This window comes from Mammaliicoccus fleurettii, from assembly GCF_002018435.1.
Classification (GTDB): domain Bacteria; phylum Bacillota; class Bacilli; order Staphylococcales; family Staphylococcaceae; genus Mammaliicoccus; species Mammaliicoccus fleurettii.
The window spans coordinates 132,470-150,969 of sequence record NZ_MWJM01000002.1 but is presented as its reverse complement, the minus strand read 5'-3'; the positions used below and the strand labels follow the sequence as shown (position 1 = coordinate 150,969).

Below are 18,500 nucleotides of genomic sequence, written 5' to 3'. Positions count from 1 at the left end.
CTACTTTCTAGCTCTTATTGAAACCCATCCATCTTCTCGTAATACTTTTTCGATAGTATAACCAGTTTCTTTTAGTTTTCCAATAATTTCATCAGATTTTTCTTCTATAATTCCAGAAGTAATAAAGTAACCATTATCGTTTAGCCTTGTATAACTATCCTCAATCATTAAATCAATGATATGTGCCAAAATATTTGCAATAATCACATCATACTGTTCAGTTTCTTCAGTCAATAAATTACCTGTATCAGCTAATATATCTTGCTCACAATTATTTTTCTCGAAGTTTTCCTTAGCAACTTTAATAGCTAAATCATCTAAATCTACAGCTTTTATTGATTTGACACCAAGCAAATGACAAGCAATACTTAAAATACCTGAACCAGTACCAACATCAATAACTTTATGGTTTGGGTTCACAACTTCTTCTATATGTTTCAGACACATGCTTGTTGTTGGATGGTCACCAGTTCCAAATGCCATTCCGGGATCAAGTTTTATACATAAATCATCATCTTGGTTATCATATTCTTCTTCTTCCCAACTTGGTACTATAGCAAATCTCTCAGAAGCTTTAAATGGATGGAAATAATTTTTCCACTCATTTTCCCAATCAGATTCTTTAATTATTGTTTTAGAAAAAGAAAGAATTTCTGAATTTATTCCTTCGACATCAGCAATTGAAACTTTAATTTCTTTTTCTAAATCATCTGTAAAGACTAATTCATTAAAGTAACATTTTATCCTAATATCGTTATCAGGATAGTCGTCAGGATTCAACTCATATATTTCACCATATACATCTGCATGGTCTTTTTCTAATTCAGCTGAATCTTCAATTACTACTCCATTTGCTCCTAATTCATTTAAAAGAGCAGTAACAACTGGTTCTGCTTCTTTATTAATCATTATAGAATACTCAATCCAATTCACAGGCTATTCTCCTTTAAAAAACTTTTTGGCTCTATCTTTTAAACTAGATGGTTGTTCTGTTAAATCTTCTCCACCAATTTCAGCAAACTCACGAAGAAGTTCTTCTTGTCTTTCTGTCATTTTATCTGGAGTTACAACTTTAACAGTTACAAAATAATCACCTTTTCCATAACCATGAACATTTTGTACACCTTTTTCTCGTAGTCTAAACTGTTTACCTGTTTGAGTACCTGCAGGAACAGATAGAGATACATTACCAGTTAGTGTAGGGACCGTTATTTCATCACCAAGTGCTGCTTGTGGGAATGAAAGGTTTAGATCATAGAATATATCATCGCCTTCACGTCTGAATTTATTATGAGGTTTAACTCTAAATACTACATATAAATCACCAGCTGGACCACCATTAACACCTGGACCACCTTTGCCTGCAAGACGTATTTGTTGGTCATTATCAACGCCTTCAGGTACTTTAACTTTAATTGTAACTTTTTTGTTTTGTGTACCTTTACCATGACAATCTGAACATTTTTCTTCGAATATTTCTCCAGAACCTTCACATTCAGGACAAACTTTTTGAGTTTGCATTCTTCCAAGAATAGTATTTTGTTCTACTGTTACATGTCCTTGACCATTACAATAAGTACATGTTTTTTTCTTAGTTCCTGGTTTAGCGCCTTTACCATGACAAGTATCACATTCAACGTCTTTGCGAACTGTAATATCTTTTTCAGTACCGAATACAGCTTCTTCAAATGTTAGAGTCATACTGTATTGTAAATCATCACCTTGTCTTGGAGCGTTAGGATCTCTTCTAGCACCACCGCCACCAAAGAATGAACCAAATATATCTTCAAATCCACCGAATCCAGAGAAGTCTTGTCCACCAAATCCTTGTGAACCACCGAAACCTTGTTGCGGTCCATTATGTCCAAAACGGTCATATTGAGCACGCTTATTTTCATCACTTAATATTTCATAAGCCTCAGATATTTCCTTGAATTTAGCGTCAGCACCTTCTTCCTGATTAATGTCAGGATGGAACTTTTTTGATAATTTTCTATAAGCTTTTTTTATTTCGTCTTTAGAAGCATCTTTAGATACACCTAGCACTTCATAATAATCTCTTTTTGCCAATATAATCTCTCCTTTACACACTGATTTATAATACGGATATGCATTAAAAAAGTCAAAGCCAATCACATTGACTTTGACTTTTTAATAATGAGTATTATTTTTTATCGTCTTCGTTAACTTCTGTATAATCAGCATCAACTACGTCGTCATCGTTTGAAGTAGATTGGCCTTCAGCTGATTCAGCACCTTGTTGTGCTTGAGCAGCTTGTTCATACATTTTTACTGATAATTGTTGAACGATTTCTTGAAGCGCATCTTTTTTAGTTCTGATGTCTTCTATATCAGTGCCTTCTAATGCTTTTTTCAATTCTTCTTTAGCATCTTCAGCTTTAGCTTTTTCGCTTTCATCAACATTATCACCAAGATCAGTTAATGTTTTTTCAACAGTAAATACCATTTGGTCTGCTTCATTTCTTACATCTATTTCTTCACGACGTTTTTTGTCTTCTTCAGCATTTTTTTCTGCATCTTGTACCATACGATCGATTTCTTCATCAGATAATGATGAACTTGATTCGATTGTAATTTTTTGTTCTTTGTTTGTTCCTAAATCTTTAGCTGTAACATTTACGATACCATTTTTATCGATATCAAATGATACTTCAATTTGAGGTACGCCACGTGGTGCTGGTGGAATATCAGTTAATTGGAATCTACCAAGTGTTTTGTTATCTGCTGCTAATTGACGTTCACCTTGTAACACGTGAATATCTACTGCTGGTTGATTATCAGCTGCTGTAGAGAACACTTGTGATTTAGATGTTGGAATTGTTGTATTTCTTTCAATTAATACTGTAGATACGCCACCCATAGTTTCAATACCTAAAGACAATGGTGTAACATCAAGTAATACTACATCTTTAACATCACCAGTGATAACGCCACCTTGAATAGCTGCACCCATTGCTACAACTTCATCAGGGTTAACACCTTTGTTTGGTTCTTTACCAATTTCTTTTTTGATCGCTTCTTGTACAGCTGGGATACGAGTTGATCCACCAACTAAAATTACTTCGTCAATTTCAGAATTAGATAAACCAGCATCTTTCATAGCTTGTTTAGTTGGACCCATAGTTCTTTCAACTAATTCACTTGTTAATGATTCAAATTTAGCTCTTGATAAAGTAGTTTCTAAGTGTAATGGTCCATTTGCTCCACCTGAAATGAATGGTAATGAAATTTGTGTTGAAGATACACCTGATAAATCTTTTTTAGCTTTTTCAGCTGCGTCTTTAAGACGTTGTACTGCCATTTTATCTTGTGATAAATCTATACCATTTTCTTTTTTAAATTCTTCAACTAAGTGTTTAATGATAACATCATCAAAGTCGTCCCCACCTAGTTTATTGTCACCTGCTGTAGCTAATACTTCAAATACACCGTCACCTAATTCAAGGATAGATACGTCGAAAGTACCGCCACCAAGGTCAAATACTAATACTTTTTGATCAGTTTCAGTTTTATCTAAACCGTATGCTAATGCAGCTGCAGTAGGTTCGTTAATGATACGTTCTACTTCTAAACCAGCAATTTTACCAGCATCTTTAGTAGCTTGACGTTCAGAGTCATTGAAATATGCAGGAACAGTGATTACTGCTTTAGAAACACTTTCTCCTAAATAGCTTTCTGCAGTTGATTTTAAGTTTTGTAAAATCATTGCTGAAATTTCTTGTGGTGTATACTCTTTATCTTCTACTTTTTCTTTATAATCAGTACCCATATGACGTTTAACTGATTGAATTGTGTTAGGGTTTGTTACTGCTTGACGTTTAGCAACTTCACCAACTTGTGTTTCTCCATCTTTAAATGCTACTACTGATGGTGTTGTTCTGTTACCTTCTGGGTTTTGAATTACTTTAGGTTCTCCACCTTCTAATACTGATACTACTGAATTTGTTGTACCTAAGTCTATACCTATTACTTTACTCATAATAATTATTCCTCCAATTTATAGTTACGTTTGAATTAAATTATTTATTCGTTCACTTTAACCATTGCTGGTCGAAGAACGCGGTCTTTTAATTTATAACCTCTTTGTAGTTCTTCAGTTACGACACCTGATTCGAAATCAGGATTACTATCTTGCATTACTGCTTGATGTATATTTGGATCGAATTGTTTATTATACGATTCAATTTCTTCTAATCCATTATCTTTCAATGATCTTAGTAAATCGTTATAAACCATATCAACACCCTTTTTGAATGTTAAAAAGTCTTCAGATTCGCCATCTTGTTGTAAAGCGCGATCCATGTTATCTAAAGCAGGTAATACATCAGTAAGCACTCTTTGTGCTTGATAGTCTTTCATGATACTAGATTCTTGTTTCATTCTACGTTTATAATTTTCAAATTCCGCATATAAACGTAAGTATTTTTCTTCTTCTTCATCAGCTTTTTGTTTTAATTGTTCGAGTTCAGCTTCCGGAATTTCGACTAACTTTTCTTCTTCAACCTCTTCTACATCTTCTACTGAATCATGAGTATTTGCTTCTGCTTCTTCAGTAGCGACAGATTGAGCTTGATCATTTGTTTCGTCGAATTGTTCATTTTGCTTTTCTTCCGTCATTTCATGCCCTCCATATTTTCTTATTTAAAAATGATTCAGTAATTGAATCACTTTGTTATAATGCATAGCAGTTGGACCGATAACGGCTAAATGACCGCTTATATCTCCAGAAATTTCATAATTTGTACTTACAATCGATATACCATGTAAGTCTTTATTAATTTCTTGTCCAATATTGACACTTATTGAATCATTAGTCGTTTCATTTAAAAATTGAGCAATGCGTTCTGATTCAAGATATTTTAATATAGATTGAATCATCGTTATATTCGTAACATCCATTGCCTCAATCAGGTGCATCTTTCCACCTAGAAACATTTCTTCACTTTGATTATTAATTTGAGTTAATAATGCATGTTTAAACTTCTTGATAAAGTTGCGATCTATGAATGACAACGTTAATGATTCTAACGTGTTTATCATTGTAGATAAAGTATTTTGCTTAAAATGTTGATTTAAATAGTTCATTAGTTTCTCTATTTGTTGCTGATTCAAAGATTCTAATACCTGAACATGAACTTTCTCAACATATCCATCAGTAAATACAATGACACTCATTAAATGAGTAGGGTTGACTCTAACAAAATGAATTTCAAATATATATCTTGAAAATTTATTTGGTCCAAGTACAACAGTCGTATAATGTGAACGATTTGATATTTCTAAAGCTAACCATTTGAGCATAGCATTTACATCGTATTGGTTTTCATCATGGAATTGATTAAACCAATTTGCGCTTTTCTTACTTTGTGACTTAGACTTTAGTAATTGATCTACATAATGTCTAATTCCACTTTCAGAAGGAATACGCCCAGATGATGTATGTGTCTTTTCTAACAAATCTAAATCTTCAAGTTGCTTCATTTCATTTCTAACTGTTGCTGGACTTATAGGCAATTGATGCCTTTCGATAATCGACTTAGAACCTATTGGTTGTCCTAACTCAACATAATCCTCAACAATCACATTTAATATTTGTAATTGTCTCTCAGTAATCATGTCATCACCTCGATTAGCACTCTCTCTTATCAAGTGCTAATTACAATTTATCAAATTGGTCAAAGAAAGTCAACGTTAAAGCATTCGATTTTTCAAAACTTTTTTCAAAATAATAATTAACTTAACAAAAATCTCTCAAACACTTCATTACCAATGTTTTGACCCCTATTACTCAAACGTAAATAATCATTTTCATCTATTAATAATTCTCTTGAAGTTAATTCATTAACATGATCACCGAACACATCTTCTATTGATCTTTTGAATTTATTTTTAAATTTAGACTTGGAAACACCTTCAGTCATTCTAAGACCAAGAAACATTTCCTCTTCCATTTGTTCTTTAATAGATACATCGCTGCTTTGTAATTTAGGCATTTCATTATGACTAATCTTTTTAATGTATTGATTAACGGGGTTAATGTTTCCATATCGAACCCCTTTTATATAGCCATGCGCACCTGCACCAAATCCGTAATATTCTTCGTTTTTCCAATAAACCATATTATGTAGGGATTCATGTCCAGACTTTGAAAAGTTTGAGATTTCATATTGATTTAAATTTGAATTTTTCATTTTTTCCTTTAAATGCTGATACATCTCTTCCCCTAAATCTTCATTTGGTAATTTTAATTTACCTTTTCTATATAAATTATAAAATTGAGTTTTTGGTTCAAGTATAAGTGCATAGCTTGAGATATGATCAACATCTAGCGCTAATGCTTTGTTTAGTGAGTCATCAAATTGTTTTAATGTTTGTCCTGGCAAATGAAACATTAAGTCTAGACTAACAGAATCAATTTGATGCTTTCTAGATAAGTTGACTGCTTTTTCAATATCTCCACTATGATGTGTTCTTCCTAACACTTTAAGCAATTCATCGTCAAATGTTTGAACACCTAACGACAATCTATTTACGCCATATTGTTTTAATAATTTTATTTTAGCTTCAGTCAATTCATCTGGATTAGCTTCAAAAGTATATTCTTTTGTAATTACGAACAAGTCATTAATCGCTTGAAGCAATTTTTCTAATTGTAGTTCTGATAAAGCTGTAGGTGTACCACCACCTACGAACATTGTTTCAACTATTTTATCTTCCCTAGTTGCCATTTCTTTAATCAAGCAATCTAAATATTCATCAACTGGTTGATTGGCTATATAAAACTTATTAAAATCACAATAAGTACAAATTCTCACACAGAAAGGTATATGAATATATACACTTTTAGCCATATAAACTCTCCTTTAAAAATAGAAACAGCTACATATTATGCAGCTGTTTCAAAATTAGTCTTCATCCATTTTAAGTACAGCTAAGAATGCATCTTGAGGTATTTCAACATTACCTACTGATTTCATTTTAGCTTTACCTGCTTTTTGTTTTTCAAGTAATTTACGTTTACGGCTAATATCTCCACCATAACATTTTGCTAATACATTTTTACCCATCGATTTAATATTTGTACGTGCGACTATTTTATTACCAATTGCTGCTTGAACTGGCACTTCAAATTGTTGTCTTGGGATTAATTTTTTTAATTTTTCAACTATTACTTTTCCTCTATCATATGCAAAATCTTTATGAACGATAAAACTTAATGCATCCACTTTTTCACTATTTAAAAGTATATCCATCTTAACTAATGTACTTTCTTGATATCCAATTAGTTCGTAATCAAACGAAGCATAACCTTTTGTATTAGATTTTAGCTGATCGAAGAAATCAAACACAACTTCTGATAATGGAATTTCATAAATAATATTCACTCTAATATCATCTAAATAATCCATTGTTTTAAAGTTACCACGTTTTTTCTGACACAGTTCCATAACAGCACCGACATAATCATTAGGAACCATCATTGTTGCTTTAACATATGGTTCATAAATTGTATTTATTTTTTGTGGGTCTGGAAATTGTGACGGATTATCTATTTGAACTTTTTCTCCATCTGTTAGTTCACATTCATATACAACTGAAGGAGCAGTAGCAATCAATTCAATATTAAACTCTCTCTCAATTCTCTCTTGAATGATTTCCATATGCAATAATCCTAAAAATCCAGTTCTAAAACCAAATCCTAGTGCTTGCGAAGTCTCAGCTTCAAATTCTAATGAAGCATCATTAAGTTGTAATCTCTCTAACGCTTCTCTTAAATCATTATATTTACTATTATCAATCGGATATAATCCACAGAATACCATTGGATTCATTTTTTTATATCCTTGTAGTGGTTTTTCAGCAGGTCTATTCGCTAATGTTATAGTATCACCAACGTTTGAATCTCCAACATTTTTAATAGATGCAACAATATAACCTACATCACCAACTGATAAATTTTGAACTGGAAGTTGTTTAGGTGTATTAATACCTACTTCTGTAACTTCAAATGTCTTCCCAGTAGACATCATTTGAATTTTATCTCCTGCTTTAACAGAACCTTCAACTACTCTAATTGAAGAAATTACGCCTCTGTATGCATCAAATGAAGAATCAAATATTAAGGCTTGTAATGGATTCTCAGGATCACCTTCAGGAGGCGGAACCATTTCTACTACTTTTTCTAAAATATCTTCAATTCCAATATTGGCTTTAGCACTAGCTAAAACGGCATCACTTGCATCTAAACCAATTACGTCTTCAATTTCTTGTTTCACACGTTCAGGCTCAGCAGCAGGCAAATCAATTTTGTTAACCACTGGTATTAATTCCAAATCGTTATCTAACGCTAAATAAACATTAGCTAAAGTTTGAGCTTCTATCCCTTGAGCAGCATCTACTACTAATATCGCACCTTCACACGCTGCCAAAGAACGTGAAACTTCATATGTAAAGTCGACATGTCCTGGTGTGTCTATTAAGTGTAAAATATATGTTTCCCCATCTTTTGCTGTATAGTTCAATCGAACAGCATTAAGTTTAATCGTAATACCACGTTCTCTTTCAAGATCCATAGAATCAAGCAATTGTGCTTTCATGTCTCTTGTCTCTACAGTTTTAGTATTTTCCAATATTCTATCTGCTAACGTTGATTTACCATGGTCAATGTGAGCAATAATTGAAAAGTTTCTAATTTTATTTTGGCGCTCTAGGCGTTTAGTTCTGTCCATTTGAACTCCAACTTTCTCGTTAATTTTACATCTCTTAAATGTAAGTCGCATCTTTGATATGATACCGTCTTTATGAAATAAATGCAAACGTATTACCAAACTAACAATAAAGTGGTATGCTTTATAAGGAATGTGCAAATAATGATTGCACTTATGTCCTACATTTGATAAAATATTTTTTGTTGCAATCAAATAATTTTTGATCACGGACAACATACTTAGGAGGTGACTCTCATGCCAAACATTAAATCTGCAATTAAACGTGTTTCTGTAACAGAAAAGAAAGACGCTGCAAACATATCACAAAAAAATGATATGCGTTCAGCTGTAAAAGCTGCTAGAACTGCTATCGAAAATAATGCTGATAACAAAGGTGAATTAGTTTCATTAGCTGTTAAAAAAATTGATAAAGCTTCTAAAAAGAACTTAATCCATTCAAATAAAGCTGATAGAATTAAATCAAGCTTAATGTCTAAAGCTAACTAATTATTAAAGCTACAGAATTTTCTGTAGCTTTTTTATTTTTATATTTTTAAGATGAATAGTTCTAAAATAAGCACTTTATCCATATATGAAGATTTTAAATCATAGTCTGTTTCTGCACATACATCAATTGTTGCTAACAATCTTTCTAAAGATAATTTCCTCACTATACGAAGTGCAAGTTTAACTCTATATGGATGAACGCCTATTGTTTTAGCTATTTGTTGTTCACTATAATGCTTACTAGCTAATATTTTACATTGATAATATAACCTATAATTACTTGTTATCAATGCTAATAGTTTAATAGGCTCTTCTTTCATATTAATTAAATCTTTCAATAAGTTTATAGACTTCTCTTTCTGCCCTTTTTGTATATATTCTGTAAGTAAAAATACGTTTTGCTCTAACGAACGACTCACAATATCTTTTACATCTTGTTTATTTATTACCGCTTCATCGCCTATAAATAATACTAATTTATCAAGTTCAGCTTTTATTATATTAAACTGTATACCTGTAAGCTCTAAGAACGCTACTAATGCATCTTCTTTAATATCTTTGTATTGTTCATTTAAATAAGACTTAATCCACTGTTTTATTTCTTGCTCTGTCATTTGATCAATTTTATTTAATCTAGCATTTTTCTTAACAGATTTGACTAACTTTTTCCTTTCATCTAACTTTTCATTGAATACATCAAAAACAACTAATGTTTCCCCGTCATATTGCTCAATAAAACCAATCAATTGATCAACATTTTGATTAATATTATTTGTTACTTTTTCTCCTGTAAAAAGGTATGCATTCTTAATATGTACTACTTTCTTATCTGAGAGGAATGGTAAAGTTAATGCTTCTTCAATTGCGCTCGAAATGGATGTCTCATATAAATCATATTTTACATAGTTGAACTCATCGCGTTCTCCATCTAAATATTGATTGATAATTTCGTCAGATTTTTTCTCTATTAGTGCATCTACTGCACCATAATTCAACACAATATTATCTTCCAAAATAAGTCTCCCTCTCTTATAAAGTTCTAATTAAGTATAGCATTTTTAAGTTTATTATCATATAATGAATGTAAGTATAGGAGGGAGTCATATGAACAGATTTGAAGGTGAAAATACTCAAGGGCGTAACAATGACGTTAAAGACTCTGGAATGGGATTTTTAGTTGGTTTCTTATTCTTGGCTGCAATTTATATAATTGCTCAAGTATTTAGTTTACTTCCAAATTAAGATTTACATAATAAGACCATTTTTATAAAGCGTACAAAAATTCAATGATTTTTGTACGCTTTTTTATTATACTCATTTAATCCATTATTGACTCTAATACTATTTTCTTCGATTACAAAGTTTATCACTCCATAATTTTGTGTATTAAAGACTTTACATTTATTTCCTTCAAGCTTTTTTACTATTTTCTGGCTTGGCAATCCATATCTATTGTTACGACCTGAACTAATGACACATAATTTAGGGTTTACTTTATATAAAAATTCATCACTTGTACTAGTTGAACTACCATGATGACCAACTTTTAAAAGATCATAGTTTTGTTTTAAATCACTTATTATAATATCTTCTACTCTTTCTGTTGCATCTCCTGTTGCTAGTATTTTTTTATTGTATGCTCTTATTTCTGTAACGATAGAAGTATCATTTTTATCTTCATGATTTTCACTATCATTATTATATAATTGATAAATAGATTCACCAATTTTTAATTTATTAATATTTCTACTATCTATTATACTTGTGCTAGTATTAGCAACTTCACTTATTAATAACTTTAAATATGGACTATCCCACGTCTTTTGATTGATAACTAAATTTTTAATTTCAACTTTCTTTATCAAATTGCTCAATTCACCCATATGGTCAGCATGAGGATGCGAAATGATTAAATAATCAATTCGATTATAGCCATTCTCATGTAATTCAGGGACTAGCACTGAATCAGTATAAGTAAATTCTTTATTCCTAATTTGCCATTTTTTCTTATTTCTCTTATCTTTGCCTCCTGTATCAATCATAACTACTTTATCTACATCTTGATGATAAGCAATCATTGCGTCTCCTTGACCTATATCTAAAAACTTCAAAACCACCCTATCATAATTCGGTCTTATGGATATAGCTAAAATTAATATTGAAAATATAGTTATGGATTTAACGATATGTTTTTTAAGCACTAAAATTGAAATTGATACTACAACTATAAATATTAAAAAATATAAAAATCCATCTAGATTTCTAACAACTAAATCATTGATTGGTATATTATTTATTTTCTCAATTAAGTCAATTGTTTTACTTAGTAAGGTTTCAATAACATCACTCAATAAAAATGGTACTTTTTTAAATATGATAAATATGATTAAAAATGTCATTACGAGAGGAAATATTATTAGCTCAAAAAGTGGAATAAAAATAAAATTACTTATAAAACCGAGCCATTGAAAAGTATTAAAGTGGAGAATCAAAATAATAAATGAGGATAATTGCGATATTATATTTATGGTGAATATTTTATAGAAGGTTGTAAATGTTTTAATAATTGGAATACATAATAGGATAAATGTGGAAATAATATAAGATAATTGGAAGCCAATGTCAAATATGACATAAGGATTATAAAGGGTATATAAAATGAATGTAATAGATAAAATTTGCAATGAATCAATATTCGTAATTCTTTTAATAACCATATATACCATAACGACACCAACAGCTCTTAAAACGCTCGGACTTAAACCTGTCAAAATGGCGTATAACGGCAATGCTATAAAAATAATCAACTCCGCATGGTTGTATTTCACATTAATTCTTAGTAAAAATCGAAATAAAAATACATTGACTAATGCAACATGAGAACCACTAACAGCATACAAATGATAAATTCCTAATTTTTTTAATTGCTCTATTCTTTCAGATGATAAATAACGTGTTTCACCTAAAGTTAAGGCAATAATATCATCTATATTTTTTACGTCTAGTTTTTTAAGATTTTGTATTAACCTCTCTCTGTATAGTTGTCCCTTCTCAATAACATTTAAATAACGCTTTTTACAACTTCCTACTGAAAAATTTTTCAGTTTTAATACTCCGTCTATTTCATGCTCTAGCAAATATTCGTTATAATTAAACTTTAAATTGTTAGTGTTAGGCAACGTGATTGTTTTGTTATAAGTAATGATGCAATTCTTCATAAATGGCATTGTGTTTAAAAGCTTATTTTTTTCATGTTCATTTTTCAATTTGTAAAACACTTTATATGATTTACCATTTATATCGCCATTAGCTTGAAAAAAATCTCCATCTATAAGCACTTTATCTCCAAATTCTATTACGTTAGTGTAACTTTTATGATCAATAGGAATATTAAAAGAATCAATTTGAGGTAATAATAACTTTGGATATGTTAAATAGCCCATGAAGATAAACGATAAACTCATTATCATTATTTTAAACGAGTGGAGCTTAATAAAACAGCTTAACGAAATGATAATGAGTATGGATAATCCTACATATAAATTTAGATGAAAAATATAGCCACATAATAAATAAAGTGCAAAATAAAACCACATATATTTATTCAACCATTAATTCAAATATTTAATAATATCTTGTGGATGAAAATCAATTTTTTCATAATGTACACCTGACTGTTCTAATAACTGAATTGCATATGTATGATTATGATAATCTTCAGCATAATAAATTTGTTTAATACCTGCTTGAATTATTGTCTTAGTACAATTTAAACATGGAAAGTGTGTAACATATATTGTTGCGCCTTCTGTAGAAACACCGAGTTTAGCACATTGAATAATAGCATTCATTTCAGCATGTATTGTTCTAATACAGTGACCATCTACCACTAGACAACCATTATCGATACAATGTTCTTCTCCAGAAACTGATCCATTATAGCCACCAGCAATTACTCTATTATCTTTCACGATTGTAGCGCCAACCGATAGTCTTTCACATGTTGATCTTAATGATAAGAGATGACTTTGAGCCATAAAATATTCTTTCCATTGTATTCTTTCCATTCCATATCGACCTACCTTTCATATAACCTTATTGTAATTATTTAAAAGTGTAATTGCAATTTCAATCTAATACAATATATTCCTTTAATGATTCAACTGTTTTTTCTCCAAAACCTTTAACTTTTTTTAAATCTTCAATAGTCTTAAACTCGCCTTTTGTTTCCCTATATTGTACGATTGCTTCTGCTTTATTAGGACCAATACCTGGTAATTTTTCTATTTCTGCTTTATCACCTGTATTTATATTAACTTCTATCTTGTTTTCTGTGGGCTGATTTAACATTGCACTAGAAACATGTTCTCCTTGTGATGGCACATAAATATACATTTGGTCCTTTAATTTCTCAGATAAGTTTATTTTTGTAATATCTGCGTTGCCTTTTATTTGTGCTTTCTTTAATACATCATCCACTCTATCTGATGTTTTCATGTTATATGTATTCGGAAAATTGACTGCACCTTTCACATCTACAATGACATTTTTATTTGCTTTTTCTTCTGGTGATGACTTTGCTAACTCTTGTTTATCTTTGTTCTCAATGGATGTTTCAATCGTCTCACGATGAATTGAACGATCTTCCATATTCATTTGTTCTGAGTCTGGCTCAATAAATAAAAATTTAAATACAACAAATAATAAAATTACGCCTATTAAAACGAAATGATAATTGTTACGTATCCAATCTTTTATTTTTATAACATTATTCAAAAAAACACCTCCTACTTTATTAAACGTAAGAGGTGTAAATGATTACTTATTTTTGCGCAACAATAAAATGTCTATCGCCATCTTCATTGTAATCATCGATATTAAAATCTGTAAAAACGTTCTTCACTTCAAAACCAGCAAATTCTAAAAGTTGTTTATATAATGGTATTTCAAATGTTATTTGATAATGTTCTTCATCAAATCTTTCGTATAAACCATCTTCTCTTTCAGCAAAAAATGACATTTGATGATATACACTATTCGGTTCTTCGCCTGCAATTGCTTGCCAAGTTAAAGTTAAGTGTTCTGATTCATCAATATAGTTACAATTATTAAACTGGTGATTCATTTTATGAATTGAATGAACATCAAAAATTAGTAAACCATCTTTCTTTAAGTAATTGTTTATATAGTTAAATACTTGAAGAACATCTTCCGGATCAGTAACATAGTTTAAACTATCACAAAATATCGTAATGACATCATAATTTTTGGGTAAATCTAAATCTCTCATATCTTGGCAATACCAATCAATATTTGGATTTCGACTTTCAGCTATTTCTAACATTTCAGCACTTAAATCAAGGCCACTAACATTACCAAAGTCTAAAAGTTTAGTAGTTAGTCTCCCAGTGCCACAACCAATATCTAAAATTTCATTATCATTACTTTTTAAAAAATGACCGACTATTTCTTTCCATTTGTCATATGGCTGATCATGAGTTAATAAGTCATAATAATTGCTCATACGATTGTATGCCATTAATTAGCAACCTCATCTAAAGTAATGAATGGTGGTGCATCTTTATATAATCTTTCTAAATTATAATAATCACGTTCTTCTCTATGGAAAACATGAACAACTACATCACCTAAGTCGATTAATATCCATCTTGCTTCGTTAAAACCTTCTAATCTTTTTACATTTATGTCATTAATTTCAGCTTCATCTTTAACATTTCTAGCGATAGCTTGAACTTGCTTATCACTATTACCATGACAAATAACAAAATAATCCGAAATGTCACTTATACCTTGCATATTAATTGCTATAATATCTTCAGCACGCTTATCATCACATGCTAATATACTTTGTTTCATTAATTCATTCGAATTCATTTAACCATTCCTTTATTGTTCTGAATGCAAATTATAATAATTCAAACATTCAATAGTTTTTAAGTGTACTGTTTTATCTTTATTAATTAAATGTAAGACAGTACGTTTTGAAATTTCATAAACAGCTTTATCTAAGCTACGTTCTTTGAATACGATATCTCTAATTTCTTCAACACCCGGTGTAGTTCTTTTAGGCTCGATATAATCAGCGATAAAAATAATTTTTTCAGTCTTGTTCATTTGAGCTCTACCTGTTGTATGACTATATATAGCATAATAAATTTCTTCATCATCTATATCATATAGATCTTTAAGACGAGCTGCAGCAACTGGTCCATGTAATATCTCTGATCCATAGCTTAATAAATCATGCCCTAAATCATATTGAGTCACACTTTGATATAAATCTGAAAGCTCTTCATATTTACATAAATCATGCAAAATACCTGCTAATTCAACTTTTTTAGAGTCACCATCAAAAATTTCTGCTATTTTTTTTCCTGTTTCTGCTACTCTAATTGAATGATTATATCTTTTTGAAGGCAAAGTTTCTTCTACTAACTTTACTGCTTTTTTAATTTTCATACAATCGTCCCCTTTTGATATATGTTTCAATTCTTGGTGTAACCAACATCTTTATAGATTGACGATTTTTAGATCGATTACGAATGTCTGTTGAACTTACATCTATTCTAGGTATGTGTAAAGCTAACATACCTTCATGAACATCTTGGGTATCGACTTCTCTATTAACAACTACAAAAGTTAACATATTTTTCAATTCCTCTATGTTTTTCCATTTATTCAAATTTTCATATTGATCGGAACCAATAACAAAATAAATTTGATAATTAGGATATTCACTTTGAAATTCTTTTATTGTATCAAATGTATAACTTGTACCTTTTCTATCAAGTTCTCTTTTATCAACTACACCAAATTGTAAATCTTCAATCGCTAATTCTAACATATTTACACGTTCAGATTCTATAAGATAAGCATCATTATGTTCTTTAAGTGGAGACTGATAACTAGGTAAAAATATAAATTCATCTGGTTGAATAAAATGATATGATTCACTCGCGACTAACATATGACCAATGTGAATAGGGTTAAATTGGCCACCATATATCACTAATTTTTCCATAAAAATTAAGGCAGTTCTATTTTTTTGTTTTCGTTAGATTCTTTATATATAACAATGATATTTCCAATAAGTTGTACGAGTTCACCATTAGTCTGTTTTGCAAGAGTCGCCGCTATTTCTTTATGATCATCCATATTATTTTGTAAAATATGCACTTTAATTAATTCTCTTTTTTCTAATGCTTCTTTCACTTGTTCTATCATATTTTCATTTAATCCACCCTTACCTATTTGAAAAATCGGGTCTAAATGATGTGCTTCTTTTCTTAAATATCTCTTTTGTTTACCAGTTAACATAATTATCTCCTTTTTAATTCGTTTTTTACTTTATTTTTCATTTCTTCAATAACTGCTTCTTTGCCAGTCCATATTTTAAAGCTTTCAGCACCTTGATATACAAACATATCCAACCCATTGTATATTGCTAAACCTCTTTTTTCACAAGCTTGTAAAAAAGGTGTTTTATTTGGGATATAAATAATATCACATACTAAAGTATTTTTATTTATATTTTCTATTGGAATAATGAGTTCACTGCTACTTTCATTCATCCCAACAGGTGTCGTATTTATAATAATATCAAAAGTATTTAGTATATCCTTAACGTCTGTTAAGCTCATAGCTTCTACATCTAGTTTCCAGTTATCAAACCTATTTATACTACGATTAGCAACAGTAATTTTATTATTGGTAAATTTCATCATTTCTGACACAATGCCTTTACTAGCACCACCAGCACCGAGCACTAAAATATTATCTTTATCTATTGAGCCATGCTTGTCTATTAAGCCTTTAACAAAGCCAATACCATCAGTATTATAACCTATCCACTTATCATCTTTCACTAAAACTGTATTTACTGCTCCTATATGCTCTGCACTTGGAGATATTTCATCTAAATACGGAATAATTGATTCTTTATGTGGAATCGTAATATTAAAGCCATTTAATTCATTTTCTTTAATAATTTCTTTAATGTACTGAAAGTCTTGAGGTGATACGTCCAAAGCGCTATATTGATCATTTCTACCTAAAGCATTAAAATTAGCTACATGCATAATAGGTGAAAGAGAATGGCTTATAGGATGACCAATAACTCCAAATTTCATTTAAATCACCTCTTATAAAATTGATGTTCTCAATGTAACTTCCACTTCTTCAGGTGCAATTACATGTACTTCAGCACCAGCATCAACAGTCACAAATCCTAAACCAGAAATCATAATATCTTGTCTTTCAAATTCAGTTGTAACTTCAGTTTTCTTTAAACGGTCAAAATCAAAGTTTGTAGGATCATATGGTGGCTTTAGAATTTCACCAATTTGACGATTCCATAAATCATCAGCATTTGCTAACTTTGTTCTATGAATATTTAAATCATTAGAAACGAAACATGTTAAAGAACGTCTGCCACCACTTACATAATCCACTCTAACTAATCCACCTAAGAATAAACTTTGTTCTTCATTTAATTGATAAACTTTTGGTTTTATTTCTTTTTTAGGCATTACAACTTTTAACTCTTTGTCCGTTACATAATGTGTCATTTGATGACTTTGAATAATACCTGGTGTATCAAACATATAAGAGTCATCATCTAGAGGGATATCTATCATATCTAAAGTTGTTCCAGGGAAATGACTTGTTGTAATGACTTCTTTCTCACCAACACTTTTCTCAATTAATTTATTAATTAATGTTGATTTCCCGACATTGGTTGTACCTACAACGTACACATCTTTACCGTCACGAACTTTTTCAATTATATCTAGTAAGTCATCAATTCCTTGATTTTTATATGCAGATATTAAAACTACTTCATCAGGATTTAAGCCGTAATCTTTTGCTCTACTTCTAAGCCATATTTCTACTCTTCTTTTATTAATTGCTTTAGGTAAAATATCCATTTTATTTGCTACTAGGACAACTTTTTTCTTACCTACTATATCTTTTAAACGATGTATCATTGATCCTTCTAAATCAAATACATCAACTACATTAACAATCAAACCATCTTCGTTATGGAGTGATTTCAGCATATTTAAAAAGTCTTCACTTGTTAAATCAACATCTTGAACTTCATTATAGTTTTTAAGTCTAAAACATCTTTTACAAATGACATCTTCTTTACTCAAACTAGATTGTGGAACATAACCTGCTTCTTTCGGATTATCAGATTGAAGTGTTGCACCACAACCAATACATTTAGCTATTTCTGTCAAA

The 18,500-nt window shown here is 30.4% G+C and carries 20 protein-coding genes; 2 read left to right on the top strand and 18 right to left on the bottom strand.

The window, feature by feature from the left end; translation table 11 throughout:
- The 7 genes from prmA to lepA all read right to left on the bottom strand — a co-directional run bounded on the left by prmA (position 1) and on the right by lepA (position 8,750).
- Complete coding sequence (gene prmA / locus B2G86_RS02220) at positions 1-933, bottom strand: 50S ribosomal protein L11 methyltransferase (protein ID WP_078356512.1); 933 nt, start codon at positions 931-933, stop codon at positions 1-3.
- Positions 934-936: 3 nt separating this feature from the next.
- Positions 937-2,070: a molecular chaperone DnaJ gene (gene dnaJ, locus B2G86_RS02215; protein ID WP_078356511.1), complete on the bottom strand. Its 1,134-nt coding sequence runs from the start codon at positions 2,068-2,070 to the stop codon at positions 937-939.
- A gap of 94 nt (positions 2,071-2,164) precedes the next feature.
- A complete protein-coding gene (gene dnaK, locus B2G86_RS02210) occupies positions 2,165-4,000 on the bottom strand; it encodes a molecular chaperone DnaK (protein WP_078356510.1) in 1,836 nt (611 codons plus the stop codon).
- A 44-nt stretch (positions 4,001-4,044) separates the two neighbouring features.
- Positions 4,045-4,638, bottom strand: coding sequence for a nucleotide exchange factor GrpE (gene grpE, locus B2G86_RS02205; RefSeq protein ID WP_078356509.1), 594 nt, complete (start codon positions 4,636-4,638; stop codon positions 4,045-4,047).
- 24 nt (positions 4,639-4,662) lie between these two features.
- Entirely contained in the window at positions 4,663-5,637 is a 975-nt protein-coding gene (gene hrcA, locus B2G86_RS02200; protein ID WP_078356508.1) for a heat-inducible transcriptional repressor HrcA, read from the bottom strand.
- Positions 5,638-5,753: 116 nt separating this feature from the next.
- Positions 5,754-6,872 (bottom strand): radical SAM family heme chaperone HemW, encoded by a 1,119-nt coding sequence (hemW, locus tag B2G86_RS02195; RefSeq protein WP_078356507.1) that lies wholly within the window; start codon positions 6,870-6,872, stop codon positions 5,754-5,756.
- A gap of 54 nt (positions 6,873-6,926) precedes the next feature.
- On the bottom strand, positions 6,927-8,750 hold the full coding sequence (gene lepA, locus B2G86_RS02190; protein ID WP_078356506.1) for a translation elongation factor 4: 1,824 nt from the start codon (positions 8,748-8,750) through the stop codon (positions 6,927-6,929).
- A 234-nt stretch (positions 8,751-8,984) separates the two neighbouring features.
- Between lepA and rpsT the strand changes: the two genes are divergently transcribed.
- Positions 8,985-9,236, top strand: coding sequence for a 30S ribosomal protein S20 (gene rpsT / locus B2G86_RS02185; protein WP_078356505.1), 252 nt, complete (start codon positions 8,985-8,987; stop codon positions 9,234-9,236).
- Between the two features lie 38 nt (positions 9,237-9,274).
- Here rpsT and holA read toward each other — a convergent pair whose 3' ends face one another.
- Positions 9,275-10,249, bottom strand: coding sequence for a DNA polymerase III subunit delta (gene holA / locus B2G86_RS02180; RefSeq protein ID WP_078356504.1), 975 nt, complete (start codon positions 10,247-10,249; stop codon positions 9,275-9,277).
- Between the two features lie 91 nt (positions 10,250-10,340).
- On the opposite strand from holA, the gene B2G86_RS02175 reads away from it, so the two are divergent.
- Positions 10,341-10,478 carry a YqzM family protein gene (locus B2G86_RS02175; protein ID WP_078356503.1) on the top strand — a complete coding sequence of 46 codons (138 nt, stop codon included), beginning with the start codon at positions 10,341-10,343 and terminating at the stop codon, positions 10,476-10,478.
- A gap of 41 nt (positions 10,479-10,519) precedes the next feature.
- Here the strand turns inward: B2G86_RS02175 and B2G86_RS02170 are convergent, their stop codons facing one another.
- The 10 genes from B2G86_RS02170 to yqeH all read right to left on the bottom strand — a co-directional run bounded on the left by B2G86_RS02170 (position 10,520) and on the right by yqeH (position 18,499).
- Entirely contained in the window at positions 10,520-12,700 is a 2,181-nt protein-coding gene (locus B2G86_RS02170; protein ID WP_241837731.1) for a DNA internalization-related competence protein ComEC/Rec2, read from the bottom strand.
- A gap of 147 nt (positions 12,701-12,847) precedes the next feature.
- Positions 12,848-13,303: a ComE operon protein 2 gene (locus B2G86_RS02165; RefSeq protein WP_078356501.1), complete on the bottom strand. Its 456-nt coding sequence runs from the start codon at positions 13,301-13,303 to the stop codon at positions 12,848-12,850.
- Between the two features lie 61 nt (positions 13,304-13,364).
- Positions 13,365-14,012 (bottom strand): helix-hairpin-helix domain-containing protein, encoded by a 648-nt coding sequence (locus B2G86_RS02160; RefSeq protein ID WP_078356500.1) that lies wholly within the window; start codon positions 14,010-14,012, stop codon positions 13,365-13,367.
- Positions 14,013-14,058: 46 nt separating this feature from the next.
- Positions 14,059-14,775, bottom strand: coding sequence for a class I SAM-dependent DNA methyltransferase (locus tag B2G86_RS02155; RefSeq protein WP_078356499.1), 717 nt, complete (start codon positions 14,773-14,775; stop codon positions 14,059-14,061).
- Positions 14,775-15,131: a ribosome silencing factor gene (gene rsfS, locus B2G86_RS02150; protein ID WP_078356498.1), complete on the bottom strand. Its 357-nt coding sequence runs from the start codon at positions 15,129-15,131 to the stop codon at positions 14,775-14,777. The genes B2G86_RS02155 and rsfS overlap by 1 nt, the downstream gene beginning before the upstream one ends.
- 12 nt (positions 15,132-15,143) lie before the next feature.
- On the bottom strand, positions 15,144-15,716 hold the full coding sequence (gene yqeK, locus B2G86_RS02145) for a bis(5'-nucleosyl)-tetraphosphatase (symmetrical) YqeK (RefSeq protein WP_078356497.1): 573 nt from the start codon (positions 15,714-15,716) through the stop codon (positions 15,144-15,146).
- Positions 15,706-16,278, bottom strand: coding sequence for a nicotinate (nicotinamide) nucleotide adenylyltransferase (gene nadD / locus B2G86_RS02140; RefSeq protein ID WP_078356496.1), 573 nt, complete (start codon positions 16,276-16,278; stop codon positions 15,706-15,708). Before nadD ends, yqeK begins: the two co-directional genes overlap by 11 nt.
- A gap of 5 nt (positions 16,279-16,283) precedes the next feature.
- Entirely contained in the window at positions 16,284-16,574 is a 291-nt protein-coding gene (yhbY, locus tag B2G86_RS02135; RefSeq protein WP_078356495.1) for a ribosome assembly RNA-binding protein YhbY, read from the bottom strand.
- 2 nt (positions 16,575-16,576) lie between these two features.
- Entirely contained in the window at positions 16,577-17,386 is an 810-nt protein-coding gene (gene aroE, locus B2G86_RS02130; protein WP_078356494.1) for a shikimate dehydrogenase, read from the bottom strand.
- Between the two features lie 12 nt (positions 17,387-17,398).
- The gene (yqeH, locus tag B2G86_RS02125; RefSeq protein ID WP_078356493.1) at positions 17,399-18,499 is read right to left on the bottom strand and encodes a ribosome biogenesis GTPase YqeH; all 1,101 of its coding nucleotides are present in this window, start codon (positions 18,497-18,499) and stop codon (positions 17,399-17,401) included.
- Position 18,500: the final 1 nt, after the last annotated feature.

What these genes read in the sequence shown, in the direction of transcription:
- dnaK (WP_078356510.1), bottom strand. Translation starts at nt 4,000, where the DNA reads ATGAGTAAAGTAATAGGTATAGACTTAGGTACAACAAATTCAGTAGTA.
- grpE (WP_078356509.1), bottom strand. Translation starts at nt 4,638, where the DNA reads ATGACGGAAGAAAAGCAAAATGAACAATTCGACGAAACAAATGATCAA.
- hrcA (WP_078356508.1), bottom strand. Translation starts at nt 5,637, where the DNA reads ATGATTACTGAGAGACAATTACAAATATTAAATGTGATTGTTGAGGAT.
- hemW (WP_078356507.1), bottom strand. Translation starts at nt 6,872, where the DNA reads ATGGCTAAAAGTGTATATATTCATATACCTTTCTGTGTGAGAATTTGT.
- lepA (WP_078356506.1), bottom strand. Translation starts at nt 8,750, where the DNA reads ATGGACAGAACTAAACGCCTAGAGCGCCAAAATAAAATTAGAAACTTT.
- rpsT (WP_078356505.1), top strand. Translation starts at nt 8,985, where the DNA reads ATGCCAAACATTAAATCTGCAATTAAACGTGTTTCTGTAACAGAAAAG.
- B2G86_RS02175 (WP_078356503.1), top strand. Translation starts at nt 10,341, where the DNA reads ATGAACAGATTTGAAGGTGAAAATACTCAAGGGCGTAACAATGACGTT.
- B2G86_RS02170 (WP_241837731.1), bottom strand. Translation starts at nt 12,700, where the DNA reads ATGAGTTTATCGTTTATCTTCATGGGCTATTTAACATATCCAAAGTTA.
- B2G86_RS02165 (WP_078356501.1), bottom strand. Translation starts at nt 13,303, where the DNA reads ATGGAAAGAATACAATGGAAAGAATATTTTATGGCTCAAAGTCATCTC.
- B2G86_RS02155 (WP_078356499.1), bottom strand. Translation starts at nt 14,775, where the DNA reads ATGGCATACAATCGTATGAGCAATTATTATGACTTATTAACTCATGAT.
- rsfS (WP_078356498.1), bottom strand. Translation starts at nt 15,131, where the DNA reads ATGAATTCGAATGAATTAATGAAACAAAGTATATTAGCATGTGATGAT.
- yqeK (WP_078356497.1), bottom strand. Translation starts at nt 15,716, where the DNA reads ATGAAAATTAAAAAAGCAGTAAAGTTAGTAGAAGAAACTTTGCCTTCA.
- nadD (WP_078356496.1), bottom strand. Translation starts at nt 16,278, where the DNA reads ATGGAAAAATTAGTGATATATGGTGGCCAATTTAACCCTATTCACATT.
- yhbY (WP_078356495.1), bottom strand. Translation starts at nt 16,574, where the DNA reads ATGTTAACTGGTAAACAAAAGAGATATTTAAGAAAAGAAGCACATCAT.
- aroE (WP_078356494.1), bottom strand. Translation starts at nt 17,386, where the DNA reads ATGAAATTTGGAGTTATTGGTCATCCTATAAGCCATTCTCTTTCACCT.